Here is a 12,777-nt window from a genome sequence, read left to right as displayed (position 1 = left end):
GTGACCAGACGCAGCGCCCGGGGTGTCGGAGAGACGATCTCCGCGCTGAGGGCTGAGGCGGAACGCGTAGGCGCTGCGGTGGTGGCGGTGGTCGACCACGCGGCCGCCGCCGGCAGGGCCGGGCTGAGCATGCCCGACACCCAGGTGATCATCTTCGGGAACCCACAGGCGGGCACTCCGCTCATGCAGGCCCGCCCCGAGATCGCAATCGACCTGCCGATGCGAATGATGGTGCGAGACGACGGCCAGCCCGGTTCGCTGATCACCTGGCAGGACCCCGCGTACCTCGCCCAACGCTACGGACTGGGCGAGGACCAGCTTGCACCCCTGAACGCCCCAGCCAAGATCGCCTCCGCGATCGACAGCCGCTGAGCACGGCTTGAATCGGCGGATACACACGTGACGACGGCCGAATCGGTCAGCTTTGTCGATTAGTGTCGATGCATGACGCCAGTCCTTGCCGCCAGCGCCTTCGACTCGCTGCGCCTCGACGCCGTGCCCGACCAGGAGGCGCTGCGCCGGGCCTACGAACTCCCCAGTGACGCGGCCGTGCGAAAGCAGATGACCGAGCTCACCGACCAGACCCGGCGGTTGATCGGCTGCTCGTCGCTGGTCCTGGTCGCCACAGTGGACGCCAAGGGCAACTGCGACGTCTCCCCGCGCGGCGGCCCTGCCGGCTTCGTCACCGTCCTGGACGCACGGACGGTGGCAATACCGGATGCCACCGGCAACAAGCGCCTGGACACCCTGCAGAACGTCGTCGCCACCGGGCGAGCCGGGCTGCTGTTCATCATCCCGGGGCGCGCCACGACGCTCAGAGTGAACGGCCGGGCCTGCGTCTCCACTCGCTCCGAACTGCTGTCGCAACTGACCGCCGTGGGCAAGCCACCGGCCAGTGCGCTGGTGCTGGGGATCGACGAGGTCTACCCGCACTGCCCCAAGGCGTTGCTGCGCAGCGGGGCCTGGAAGCCCGAGCAGTGGCTGCCGGCGGACGCCCAGCCGACCTCGGCCGAGGTGACGCTGGCCCAGCTACGCATGCCCGAGCTGACGATCGCTGACATCGAGAAGGCCGAGGCTGACTCGCTGAAGTACCGGTACGAGTAGCAAGCCGCACAGCGATCGTTGTGGTGCCTCGCGCTGCTTCAGCGAACCCAGCGGCACATATTGCTGAGTTTCGATGAATTCAGGTTCGTGTCTGGTGGGTTTCCGCCGGCCTGCTCTAACCTCGATACATGGTTTCGCGTCGATCCGTCCTGCGGGCGGTACCGCTTGCCGCCGCTGCCCTCACCGCCGCCCCGGGCGATGCCCGTCGGCCCGGCCCGCCATCCACCTCGACGGATGGGGACCGCGTACCACCCGACCCGGCCACGATGCAGGCTGCCGCCGCCGCCGTTCGCGGCTTCACGGCCGACCTCTACCGCACTGTGGCCGCAACCCAGGCTGGCGGCAATGTGGTGTGCGCGCCGTACTCGGTCGGGCTCGCGCTCGCGATGACCAGGGCGGGCGCCCGCTCGACCACGGCGCACGAGATGGACGCGGTGCTCCACGCGCCGCATCCCCGCCCGCGCGCGCTCCACAACGGGCTCAACACCGTCGAGCAGACGCTCGCCGGTCGGTACCAGGACGGTGACGGAGTCAAGCAGCCTCGACTGACCACCGCCAACGCGCTGTGGACACGACTCGATCTGGGCCTGCGCCCCGGGTTCCGCGACATCCTGACCGGCTATTACGGTGCCGCGCCGCGACCTGTCGACTTCCGCGGCGCGCCGGAGGCAGCCCGCCAGGAGATCAACACCTGGGTGTCCGATCGGACCAACGCAAAGATCCCGGAGCTGCTGCAGTCCGACGCCGTGAGCCCCGCCACCAGCCTGATCCTTACCAACGCGATCTACCTGAAGGCTGCCTGGAAGTACCCGTTCACCGCTGCGGCCACGTCGCCGGCACCGTTCACAAGGGATGACGGGACCGTCGTCGACGTCCCGATCATGCGCGGGCCGTTCGACAGAATGGGTTACCTCGAGGGAGACGGGTGGCGCGCAGTCGACGTGCCGTACGCGGGCGACGGGCTTGCCATGGCCATCATCATGCCGACCCAGGACGATCTCGCCGCGATCGAGGCGAGCCTCGACGCGACGTGGCTGGGCGCGTTGCTGACCGGGTTCCAGATCACCGACGTCGAACTGCGCCTGCCCCGGTGGACGTTCCGCCTACCGGCCGAACTGGGCGCCGCGCTGGCCAGCCTCGGCATGCCCACGGCCTTCACGTCACAGGCCGATTTCACAGGCATGAGCACCGACCCGGCCCTGTGCATCGACAACGTGGTGCACGAGACGTTCATCGCGGTGGACGAGAAGGGTACCGAGGCCGCAGCCGCGTCGGCAGTCATCGTCCGGCCGCCGTCGATCCCGCAAGGGCCGCAGTTCTTCGTCAACCGACCATTCCTGTACGTCATCCACGACCGGCTCACCGGCGTACCGCTGTTCCTCGGCCGGGTCCACGACCCGCTGGTCGACGGCCCAGCCTGACGGGACGGGGCCAGGCGACATCGTCGGTCGATTCGTAGCACGAGCCGGGAAGGGTCGTGCCCGCGCCATGACGAGGAGTCGCGGCAACAGCGGATGTCCGGCAACGTTCAGCGCAGACTGGAGGTCGGACTCCGTGCGCGGAGCCGAGCGCGGGTTGTCTGAGCTGAGGTAGATCGCGCCCATTGCTTACTGTCCCCGAAGGCATTGCCAGCCCGAACGTGCGGCATGGCCATCACGAGCGCCTTCGCGAGGTCGACTGGTTGCACCCATCAGGGGGACGGCTGAAACAAGGTTAGATCATCGGCGAGCAGCACGAGCACCGAAGTGAAGATCACTTGCCAGTAGGCCTTGGGCTGGCCCGACCACAGGCCGCCCATCACTACCAGGTAAGCGAACGCGATCAGCGCTAGGTACAGCAGCGCGACCACACCGAGTAGCGCGGTTCCTCCTGAGCGATAACAAGGTCGGTGCCGGCTGGCACCCTCCACGCGATCACCGCACACGCGCGGCCGGGGCGCGATGCCCACCGTCACCCCCTGGCAGCGGCGGAGTGCAGTGCCGCGCACAACCAACCCTGCTGCTGGCCTTCCTCGTCGATGCCCCGGGCCAGTACTCCTACACCGCGCCGAGGTAACCGGCGGCACCACCGCGCTCACCGAGGCGGCAAAACTCGCCGACACCTCGGATAGCAGCATCTTTCAGGACCACCCGACCCGGAAACAGGCACCGAGCACGCGCTCAACGAACAATAAGGCAGCAGATCCACTGATGTTTGGCCGTGATTCCGCAGTCCAACTTTGCGGATCAGGCCGGGATCTTGACCTTGGCCAGAAGCTCAACAATGACGAGTAGGAAATCCCCGCGTCGGGCGCTAGCCGGTCGAGCAGGATCGGCGGGCGACGACGGACTGACCAGCAGGTCGACTGCCCACCGAGAACGCGACTATCTGTAACAATTCGCACGGGAACGTGAGTGAGTGCACGGGCGCATCGCGTGCATGGTCATCTTGGGGGTCGCGTCGATGGCGCCAACTTGCCCGGCCCTCCAGTGGACGCGGGGGGGCTGCACACCTCTGCTGGCGCGCGCGATCAATGTGGGCAATTGACAGGATTGAACCGGGCCGCTAATTTCGGATACAGCCAGCGATCCGGGCTATATTCGCCGCAAGATCCTGCGTGATGCCGAAAACCTTCCATGCCCGCGAGTATAATGCGACGGCATCACGGTCGATCGGCTTCCACGAAGGACGCACGACCAAGGAGGCAAATCTGCGCTCTCAGCCAAAGCCCACACTTCGACGCCAAGTGCCGGACGAAGGCCCGCTCTCTCGGGAGGACCCTGATATGCAGAAGGCAATTCCGGAACTGATTGGTATCGGAATGATCAACGTCGACTACATTGCACGACTGCCTACCAATCGCAAAAGCCTGCCTGCCGCATTCGAGCTAGGCTCAGATCGAGTTGCCCGCGACGACGAGATATTATACGCAATCGAACAGATGCAACCGTACCATCCCAAGCTAAGCCCAGGCGGATCGGCATTGAACGCCGTGACTGCTGCGGTGAGCACCAACGCCAACATACGCGTCGGCGCTGTAGGCGTCTGCGGTCAGCCAGAAAAAGAGAATAACTTTGATTTTCGTTCTTGGTTCCGCCTGCTTGATATCGACGATCGCTTCGTGTCTTATACAACCGATCAGCCCGGTACATGCCTTTCCTATTCGTTGAACGATGAGCGATCGATGCTCACCTGGCCGGGAGCTAACCGCTCACTCGACGACTACATTGGCCAGAGTCATTCGGAGTTGTTAGACTACCTCAGCGGAACGCGAATTGTTCACATAGCAGGCAGCGCAAATGGGGTGGCACCCGACCGCCTGGCAGAACTTATACGCGAGCTAAAGGCGCGCAGCCCCGCAATAACTATTTCATGCGACCCTGGGGCAATATGGGCGAGGCCTGACCGCCCCGATTCGGCGGAAATGATCTTGCGTCTAAGCGACATCGTTTTCCTCAATGCTAGAGAGTTCGACACGCTTGCAATGAGACTTCCAAATATGTCCGACGCTGACGCCGGCCGCTATGCGATGCAGCGCTACGGGGCCAAACATGCAATGTTCGTGTTGAAACGCTACGACCGCGTTGGGTTGTTTTCACTTGTAGCACGCGAACTATTAGTTAAAATCTATTCAAATAGTGAAGTTCTTGAGCCACAGGAGGTCGTTGACGATACCGGAGCGGGCGACGTCTTTGCAGGTGGGGTGCTATCCGCGCTCCTGCTGCCTGGAATGGAGTTCCACGATGCTATCGATCTTGGATTACGCATGGCTAGACGGAAGCTGAAATTTGAAGGAATGCTTGAGCCAGCGCTCTTTCAGAATGACTTCCGGGATTTCCTTGCGAACGTGGTAGATCAATCAAGACGGTTAACCCTGGAGCCCTCCCCGCCAAGAATATTTATCGCTCATGGACATGATCGCCAATGGCTTGAGGTAAAGGATTTTATTGAAAGACTTGGGCTTCGTCCCTCATATTTCGAGTTCACTCCGGTCGCAGGCCATTCTGTCAATGACATTCTGGCGTCGCAGGCACTGAACAGCAGCTTTGCCGTAATTGTCGCTACCGCAGATGATGCGTCCACCACCGGACAATCAAGTCCGCGGCCAAATGTCATCCATGAGATGGGCCTCATGCAGGGACGGCTGGGATTTCAGAAGGTAGCTGTACTCCTGGAGGAATCGTGCGAGGCATTCAGTAACATCGCAGGTCTGCAGGTAATTCGATTTCCCCGCCAGCGAGTCAAGCAGGCATTTTATGAGTTGCGAAGTGTACTAGAGCGAGAGCGGATCCTTGGCCCGAGTCAATAGGCTTCGCCACGGCTATTGCAAAGAAATTGACGATACGGCAGGACGGCTCGGTCGCCGCTTTTAGTGAAGCGGCGTCTTTAAACCTACGGCGACGTAGATAACAAGGCCGGAGACGGCGCTCCCGAACGGGGAGGTGAGGGACGTGTACCCATCATATCGAAAGCTCGGGAGCACTGGCTTTGACGTATCAGTGCTCGGCTTTGGTACCTGGCAAATTGGAGGAGGACGCTGGGCTGCGGGTGAGGAAGATGAGGTGCTGCGAACACTTCGGACAGCACGTGATGCTGGCGTTAACATCTTCGATGCTGCGGTCGTCTACGGACAGTACGTGGACACGATGGGCTACCATCAGAGTCGATCTCAGGAACTACTTGGCAAGGCCTTCGGGCCAATGGCAGATGATGTTTTCATCTGCACTAAGGTCGGCCAGTATGACGAACTTTCGCATCGCGGCAGCTTCGGCGCTGAACGGCTTGTCGAGCAAGTGCGGCAGTCGCTGCGACGCCTTCGTACGGATGTCCTAGACATTTGCCTCGTGCACGCCCCTTCACTCGCGGAAGTTCGCAGAGGGCTGGCCATTGAGGTGCTGAGAACCCTTCAGGCAGTCGGCTGGATCCGAGCAGTTGGATACAGCTTCGAAAACGAGCCTGGTCACGTAATGAACGCACTCGACCAGCCGGTCGACGTGATCATGCTTCAGTACAACATTCTGGATTCGCAATGTGGGGAAGCCATAGACCGGGCCCAGGAACGCGGAATAGGCGTGCTTGTCGGCGGGCCTTACAAACGTGGTTACCTTACAGGGCGGTACCGGTCGCTCGAAGATTTACCTATGGAGGATGACTATTGGAGCTGGAACGTTCGCCACAATCCTCGCAAAGTAGCAGCAACTTTACAGCAAGTAGCGACGATGGCGAAAAATGTGCCGGCAGCCGCTGACCTCCGGGCACGGGCACTACGATTCGTTGTTTCTAAACCAGGTGTATCGAGTGTGATCGTGGGGCACCGGAGTTTGGCGGAACTTGTTGAAAACCTAGAACACGTAGAGTATTTGGAAGCTCCCTGATATCCTATTTCTTTCTTGCCGACCTTGACGTGAAGATCGTGATGGCCTGTTACGAATTCCATCGGCGCCTGCGCCAGCAACAAATGAATATGGGGAGGGCAACCGCCGCCTACACGTCATCCATCAGAATAGAGGTCCTCCGTCACAGTCCTTGGCCGAGTTCGTAGTTGCCGCCCGTTGCCACGTCCCTTGCGAGCAGGCGGTGACAGTGGGCGGGTTTGAAGAACAAGATTGCGGCCCTCTGTCGGTCTCGCCATCGGCGGTGCCGAAGTTGGCGCCGATGTCGCTGCGCACGGTCCCACCGACTCGTGCACGTCAAGGCATAGAGCCATCACCTGAATATCGGCTGGCAGCCTAAGCCGGCCTTTATCCCGTCGTTGCGATGGTCAAGGCGGCGGTGCGCGGCGAGATGGCGTGTCACCCGATTGGGTAGTGCTGCTGTTTGCGGAGCGCGCAGGAACTGCTGACGGTTCATCAGGTTAGCAAGGACAAAGCCGCGACTTGGTCCTCGAAGCTCGATGTCCTCACCGGGCGGACCAGGCGGCCCTGAGAGGTCGGTGCGGTGCGGCCCGGCTGATCCGGGTACCGTCTGCCCACTACTCGAAGTCGCCCGTAAGCAGGTTGATCTTGGGCTCCGCCAGTCCTGGACGCGTTGCAAACAGCATCGGCCGATTGCCCATTCCTGTGGGCACCGAGACGCGGTGGCGAATCACGTTTGCCGGATCGAGAGGTGGATACCATGGGCCGTTGCCCAATCCCAGACACGTGCCCTTCCCCGCAAATGCACGACCAACACGACGGGTGATAGGGCTGAGGCAGGCGTAGTTGCGGCGTCAGCGGCAGCTACCACGCGTGCCTGGCTCAGGTACTGGCTGCGCAGCGCTGTGCCTACCTCCTCTTCCTTGGCAGGTACGTCGTGGCGGTGGGCGTCTTTGAATTAGATCCGTCAACGCAACGCGCCAGCTTCGTCCAGTTCAGGCTCGGTATGGGTTCGGTCGGTTGGACTGCTATATGGTCTGTTTTCATGGCAGATTCGCCGGCCAATTCGGAGGCCAGAACAGCGTCGGTGTTCGGCGTCGACCTACATCTGGACCTGACCGGCCCCGGCCTGCGCGCCGGGCTCACGGACGCCCTGCGGGAGGCCATCCGGACCGGACGTCTGGTGCCCGGCACGCGGCTACCGTCGTCCCGCTCGCTCGCGGCCGATCTCGGCGTGGCCCGCAACACCGTTGCCGACACCTACGCCGAACTGGTCGCCGAGGGCTGGATCACCGCCCGACAGGGCTCCGGAACGCAGGTGGCGAAGCGGGCCGAACCGCGCGGCGCGGCGCAGACCGCAGCTCGCCCAAGGCCCGCTCAGCGCCGTCCCACGTACGGGCTGCTGCCGGGTGCACCGACCCTCGCGGAGTTTCCCCGTACGCAGTGGCTCGCCGCAGCTCGGCGGGCTCTGTCGGCGGCCCCGAACGATGCCTTCGGCTACGGCGACGCTCTCGGCCGGGTGGAGCTGCGTATCGCCCTCGCGGACTATCTGGCGCGGGCTCGCGGGGTGTACGCCGAGCCGGACCGGATCGTGATCTGCGCCGGCTTCCACCATGGCCTGACGCTGATGGCGCAGGTCCTGCGGGCGCGGCGGGTCACGGCGCTGGCTGTCGAGTCGTACGGCCTCGACGTGTATCGCGATCTGCTGACCAGCGCTGGCCTGCGTATTCCGCCCCTCTACGTCGACGAGCACGGCGCGCGCACCGACGGCCTGGCGGGGTTGGACGGGGCGGGGGCGGCACTGTTGACACCGGCGCATCAGTACCCGACGGGGGTCGCGTTGACCCCGCAGCGGCGTACGGCGGCGGTGGACTGGGCCCGCGCCACCAGTGGGCTGATCTTGGAGGATGACTACGACGGGGAGTTCAGATACGACCGCCAGCCGGTGGGCGCGCTGCAGGGTCTCGACCCGGAGCGGGTGGTGTACTTCGGCACGGCGAGCAAGTCGCTGGCGCCCGGGTTGCGGCTCGGTTGGATGGTGCTGCCGAAGGAACTGGTCCCGGAGGTCGTGGCGGCCAAGGGGGACATCGACTACATGTCGAGTGCGCTGGAGCAGCTGACCCTCGCGGAGTTCATCGCCTCGGGCGCGTACGACCGTCAGGTGCGCTCGATGCGTGTGCGCTACCGGCGCCGCCGCGACGAGCTGGTCGCGGCGTTGACTCAGCGGGCGCCCGGTGTCCGCGTGACCGGGTTGGCCGCCGGGCTGCAAGCGGTCCTCGAACTTCCGTCCGGCACCGAGGGTTCGGTCGTTCAGGCGGCCGACCGCCAGGGTCTGGCGGTGGCCCGGATGGCCGACTTCCGCCACGAGCTGGCCGACTCGGGATGGCAGTTGGCCGAGCGGGACGCCCTGGTGGTCAACTTCGCGGCTCCCTCGGACAGCGCGTGGGCGGGAGCGCTGGACGCCTTGTGCAGGGTCATGCCCCAGTAGTGCGTCGTCAGGTCGACAGCGTCTGGATCAAGGCCGGATTGGCCCATGGATTCGCCACCGAATTGGACCAGCGAACGGTGCCACTCGGCGCGTAACTTTGCGGCCGTGACCATGAACCAAGCATCAGTAAACGGACAAGAGCCCCGGAGCGCGCAGCGCGCCTGAACTGGGCTGATGCCTACCAAGCATGGCTGCCGTGACAGGCCGGCGCGTCTCGCTCCGCCCCGTGGGCGATCGCGGCGACGGATGGCAGGACATCCCTCTCTCCCGCTGAACGACAGGGCGTCACCGGCACTGCCGTGGCGGGCCAGTCGTCGCGCGGACCGGTGGGGTCCTGCGGCGGCAGCGCACACAGCTCGACCTACCGAACCACAAACGATTGGGAGACATGATGCGGGTATTTCTTGCCGGTGCGTCCGGCGTCATCGGACAGCGGCTGATCCCCCGACTGGTGCAGATGGGGCACGTGGTCGGTGGCATGACGCGATCGGCCAACAAGACGGAGCTGCTGGCGCAACTTGGCGCCGAGCCGATCCTGTGCGACGTCTTCGACCGGGACGCGGTGATCCAGGCGGTTCGAGACTTCGCACCGGACATCATCCTGAACGAACTGACCGATCTACCGGATGAGGTGGAGAGGATCGGTGATCATGCGGAGCTGAACGCTCGCATCAGGACCGAGGGCAACCAGAACCTCATCGAGGCGGCGCGGCAGAGCGGATCGCCGAAGATCCTGGCCCAGACCGTCGCCTGGCAGCTTCCGGACGGGCCCGACGCCCGGGCTGTCGCCGAGTTGGAGCGCGCCGTCCTCGCCGAGGGTGGCGTGGTGCTGAGCTACGGACAGTTCTACGGGCTCGGCACCTACAACGAACAGCGAATCCCGGCCGAGCCTCGGGTCCAGATCGATCGGGCCGCCGAGCGCACTGTGCAACTGCTGGATGCGGCGTCGGGCGTCGTCGTCATCACCGACTAGCGATCACGATCCGGCCGCCGCGTCGCGCCGAACCCGGCCGTGGGCCAGACCCGGGCCCGACGGCAGTGGCCCGGCGGCCGAATCCCCTTCCCACCGTCACCAATTCGTCGGCCCATCGCTGCGGCCACCCCATGGAGCTGTCATGTCCTCGATTCCGGGAACCATCGAGGCGCCCTCGACCCGTCGGCGGCGCACCCTCCCCGCCGGCCTGGCGTTGACAGGTGCGGCGCTCGCGTTCACCAGCCTGTATCTCGCGGCGGGTGTGCTGACGCCCCTGCTGGTGCTCTATCGCCAGCAGTGGAACTTCGCGCCGTCGCTACTCACGCTGGCGTTCGCTGTCTATGCGATCGGCTTCCTCGCCGCCGTCCTCACCCTGGGGTCGCTGTCCGACCATGTCGGCCGGCGCCCGGTGCTGATCGGCGCGCTGGTGATCCAACTCGCGTCGAACGCCCTGTTCCTCGTCGCCCCCGACGTGAGCTGGGTGATCGCCGGGCGCATCGTGCAAGGTGTCGCCAGCGGCGCGGCGACGGCAGCCTTCACCGCAGCGCTCGTCGAACTCACCCCGCCGAACAGGAAGAGACTGGGTACGGTCCTCGGCAGTGTCGGCCTCACCGGTGGGCTGAGTGCCGGCTCCCTGCTGGCCGGTCTCGCCATCCAGCTCACGCCCAGGGCGAACTCGATCGTCTTCGCCGTCCTCATCGTCCTCACGATTCTCGGTGCCGTCGTCATCGCCCTGTCTCCGGAGACCATGCCCCGTACCGCCGGTGCGCTCCGCTCGATGGTTCCGCGCGTCGCCATCCCACCCGCCGCCCGAGCGGAGTTCGCCGCCGCGGCGCCGGTGGTCGCCGCCGTCTGGATGCTCGCAGGTCTCTCCGGCGGGCTGGCCCCGAGCATGGTTCGCAGCGTCTTCCATCTGGACAGCGGCCTGCTCAACGGCGTGGCCGGGTTCATCGCGCCGGCGGTTTCGGCAATCGTCGGACTGACCTTCGCCCGCGTCGACCCACGGCGAGCGATGATCATCGGAATCTACGCGTCCCTCGCCGGGGCCATCGGCATCATCGGTGGAGTGTTCGCCGGAAGCCTGGCCGTCATGATCATCGGGCAGGCTGTCGCCGGTGTCGGCTTCGGTGCGTCCTTCACCGCCGCGCTACGCCTCATCTTCCCGCTCGCGGCAGCGCACCAGCGCGCGGGAGTCGTCGGCGGAATCTACGTCGTCTCCTACCTCGCCTTCGGGCTACCCATCGTCATCGAGGGGCAGCTCGTCGGCCCTCTCGGCGAGGTGCCGGCAGTCGTCTGCTACACCGCGTTGACCGTCCTCCTGACGCTCATCAGCCTCGCCGGCCAGACCCGGATCAGAGGGCGCACCCGCGGCTGACGGACGCTCGGGTCGGTCAACGGCGCACCCGACAGCGCAGGTGAAGCACCCGGTTGCCCTGAATCACCACGTCAGGATCGTCCAACAGGTGCTGGGCGTGGACCGACCCGAAGTAGCGCTTGCCGGACCCGAACACGACAGGTACGACGTCCATGCGCACCTCGTCGACCAGGCCCGCGGCAAGCACCTGGCCGCCGACGTCGCCAGCGGCGACCTCGACGATGCGGTCCCCCGCGAGCTCCTGCGCCCTGGCCACGGCTGCCTTGACGCCGTCGACGAAGTGAAACGGCGCCTCGGGGTCCCACCCCTCGGGCTTCGGCCGGTGCGTCACGACGACCACGTGGTCGATCCCGCTCGGAGGCTTCCCGTCCCAGCCGTCCGTCATGTCGAAGACATGGCGGCCGGCGATCGTCACCCCGATCTGGTCCCAGTACGGTCGGATGTAGTCGAAGGACGCCTGTGACACCTTCAACGCGCCGCTCTCGTCCAACGGGACGTCACCGCTGGTCAACCAGTCGAACAGCGGTCCGGGCTGGTCGTTCTCGTCGGCGATGAAGCCATCCACCGACACCGAGCTGTACATGACTACTTCGCCCATGGGCAAGCTCCTCTGCTTGGAATGCCCCGAGGTTAGAGTTTCGTGGGCTGTCGCTCTTGTAAGGAATCAATCGGTCGGTAGCGGCCAGCCGTCCAGCACGTGGCCGGGATGTTCGCGCAGGAACCGCCGCCTGACTTCGACGTACCGGGTCGGTGTGAGCCCGGTGAAGGCCCGGAACTCGTGGCCGAAGTGGGCCTGGTCGAAGTAGCCTGCGCCACCGGCGAGGTCGGCCCAGTCGACCGGTTCGGCGGGGTTGATCGACAGCACTGTGGCGGCGAAGCGGTAGCTGCGGGCCAACCGCTTCGGCGTGACGCCGATGAGCTCCTTGAACCGCTGCGCCAGGTGCGTGCTGCTGACACCGGCGGAAACCCTCAGGTCATCGATCGCCACCGCCCCGCTGGTCGCGGCGATGATGCGGCTCGTATGGCGGACCAGCCCCAGGCCGGCCGCGTCGCCCAGCCGTCGCAGCAACTCCTCCTCGAGCAGCGTCAACATCTCGTGGGGTCCCTCGGCCGTGGCCAGCCGGTCGCGCAGCTCAGCAGTGGCGGGTCGGCCCCACACCTGCTCCACCGTCACCGGCCGGTCGCACAGCTGCACTGCGGGCATCGGCAGGAACGGCGCCAGCCCCCACGGCTTGAAGTGCACGCCGATGGACCGGGTCCGGGGTGGATAGCCGAACTCGAACGCGCGGCTGGGCGTGGTGACCACGCAGCCGTCGGCGTACTCGGCCGTCTCGATCTCGGTGCCGGCCCGAATGCGAAACGGTGCCCCGAGGTTGACGATGAGGAACGCCGCCGGACTTGCCGGCAGCGTCAGCCGGGCGTACGGCGGCGCACCCTCCAGGTAGTAGAGGTCGTCGATCAGCCCGTCCAGCGGCGGTCGAGGCACTCTGGACACGTACTCCAC

The 12,777-nt window shown here is 65.1% G+C and carries 11 protein-coding genes; 8 read left to right on the top strand and 3 right to left on the bottom strand.

The window, feature by feature from the left end:
- The 3 genes from AB0B98_RS08935 (at position 1) to AB0B98_RS08925 (ending at position 2,525) form a co-directional block, all read left to right on the top strand.
- Positions 1-372: a DUF302 domain-containing protein gene (locus tag AB0B98_RS08935; RefSeq protein ID WP_357361633.1), complete on the top strand. Its 372-nt coding sequence runs from the start codon at positions 1-3 to the stop codon at positions 370-372.
- 72 nt (positions 373-444) lie between these two features.
- Positions 445-1,104: an MSMEG_1061 family FMN-dependent PPOX-type flavoprotein gene (locus AB0B98_RS08930; protein ID WP_357361632.1), complete on the top strand. Its 660-nt coding sequence runs from the start codon at positions 445-447 to the stop codon at positions 1,102-1,104.
- A 128-nt stretch (positions 1,105-1,232) separates the two neighbouring features.
- Positions 1,233-2,525 (top strand): serpin family protein, encoded by a 1,293-nt coding sequence (locus AB0B98_RS08925; RefSeq protein ID WP_357361631.1) that lies wholly within the window; start codon positions 1,233-1,235, stop codon positions 2,523-2,525.
- A 269-nt stretch (positions 2,526-2,794) separates the two neighbouring features.
- Here AB0B98_RS08925 and AB0B98_RS08920 read toward each other — a convergent pair whose 3' ends face one another.
- Positions 2,795-2,953 (bottom strand): hypothetical protein, encoded by a 159-nt coding sequence (locus tag AB0B98_RS08920; protein ID WP_357361630.1) that lies wholly within the window; start codon positions 2,951-2,953, stop codon positions 2,795-2,797.
- Between the two features lie 750 nt (positions 2,954-3,703).
- Here AB0B98_RS08920 and AB0B98_RS08915 point away from each other — a divergent pair.
- The 5 genes from AB0B98_RS08915 to AB0B98_RS08895 all read left to right on the top strand — a co-directional run bounded on the left by AB0B98_RS08915 (position 3,704) and on the right by AB0B98_RS08895 (position 11,273).
- Positions 3,704-5,392, top strand: a complete 1,689-nt coding sequence (locus AB0B98_RS08915; protein ID WP_357361629.1) for a PfkB family carbohydrate kinase — start codon at positions 3,704-3,706, stop codon at positions 5,390-5,392.
- Positions 5,393-5,534: 142 nt separating this feature from the next.
- A complete protein-coding gene (locus AB0B98_RS08910) occupies positions 5,535-6,458 on the top strand; it encodes an aldo/keto reductase (protein WP_357361628.1) in 924 nt (307 codons plus the stop codon).
- A 1,024-nt stretch (positions 6,459-7,482) separates the two neighbouring features.
- A complete protein-coding gene (locus AB0B98_RS08905; protein WP_357361627.1) occupies positions 7,483-8,925 on the top strand; it encodes a PLP-dependent aminotransferase family protein in 1,443 nt (480 codons plus the stop codon).
- 391 nt (positions 8,926-9,316) lie between these two features.
- Positions 9,317-9,898 carry an NAD-dependent epimerase/dehydratase family protein gene (locus AB0B98_RS08900; RefSeq protein ID WP_357361626.1) on the top strand — a complete coding sequence of 194 codons (582 nt, stop codon included), beginning with the start codon at positions 9,317-9,319 and terminating at the stop codon, positions 9,896-9,898.
- A 142-nt stretch (positions 9,899-10,040) separates the two neighbouring features.
- Positions 10,041-11,273, top strand: a complete 1,233-nt coding sequence (locus AB0B98_RS08895; RefSeq protein WP_357361625.1) for an MFS transporter — start codon at positions 10,041-10,043, stop codon at positions 11,271-11,273.
- 16 nt (positions 11,274-11,289) lie between these two features.
- On the opposite strand, the gene AB0B98_RS08890 is transcribed toward AB0B98_RS08895, so the two are convergent.
- Both AB0B98_RS08890 and AB0B98_RS08885 read right to left on the bottom strand, forming a co-directional pair.
- Positions 11,290-11,871 carry a dihydrofolate reductase family protein gene (locus tag AB0B98_RS08890; protein ID WP_238668040.1) on the bottom strand — a complete coding sequence of 194 codons (582 nt, stop codon included), beginning with the start codon at positions 11,869-11,871 and terminating at the stop codon, positions 11,290-11,292.
- Positions 11,872-11,937: 66 nt separating this feature from the next.
- The gene (locus AB0B98_RS08885) at positions 11,938-12,777 is read right to left on the bottom strand and encodes a helix-turn-helix domain-containing protein (protein ID WP_357361624.1); all 840 of its coding nucleotides are present in this window, start codon (positions 12,775-12,777) and stop codon (positions 11,938-11,940) included.

It is taken from the genome of Micromonospora sp. NPDC048947, assembly GCF_040649495.1.
Classification (GTDB): Bacteria; Actinomycetota; Actinomycetes; order Mycobacteriales; family Micromonosporaceae; genus Micromonospora; species Micromonospora alfalfae.
This window is presented reverse-complemented; position numbering and strand designations above follow the sequence as displayed.

Bases quoted from the DNA above. Each gene is read 5' to 3' on its own strand.
- AB0B98_RS08930 (WP_357361632.1), top strand. From the start codon at position 445: ATGACGCCAGTCCTTGCCGCCAGCGCCTTCGACTCGCTGCGCCTCGAC.
- AB0B98_RS08925 (WP_357361631.1), top strand. From the start codon at position 1,233: ATGGTTTCGCGTCGATCCGTCCTGCGGGCGGTACCGCTTGCCGCCGCT.
- AB0B98_RS08915 (WP_357361629.1), top strand. From the start codon at position 3,704: ATGCCGAAAACCTTCCATGCCCGCGAGTATAATGCGACGGCATCACGG.
- AB0B98_RS08905 (WP_357361627.1), top strand. From the start codon at position 7,483: ATGGCAGATTCGCCGGCCAATTCGGAGGCCAGAACAGCGTCGGTGTTC.
- AB0B98_RS08900 (WP_357361626.1), top strand. From the start codon at position 9,317: ATGCGGGTATTTCTTGCCGGTGCGTCCGGCGTCATCGGACAGCGGCTG.
- AB0B98_RS08895 (WP_357361625.1), top strand. From the start codon at position 10,041: ATGTCCTCGATTCCGGGAACCATCGAGGCGCCCTCGACCCGTCGGCGG.
- AB0B98_RS08890 (WP_238668040.1), bottom strand. From the start codon at position 11,871: ATGGGCGAAGTAGTCATGTACAGCTCGGTGTCGGTGGATGGCTTCATC.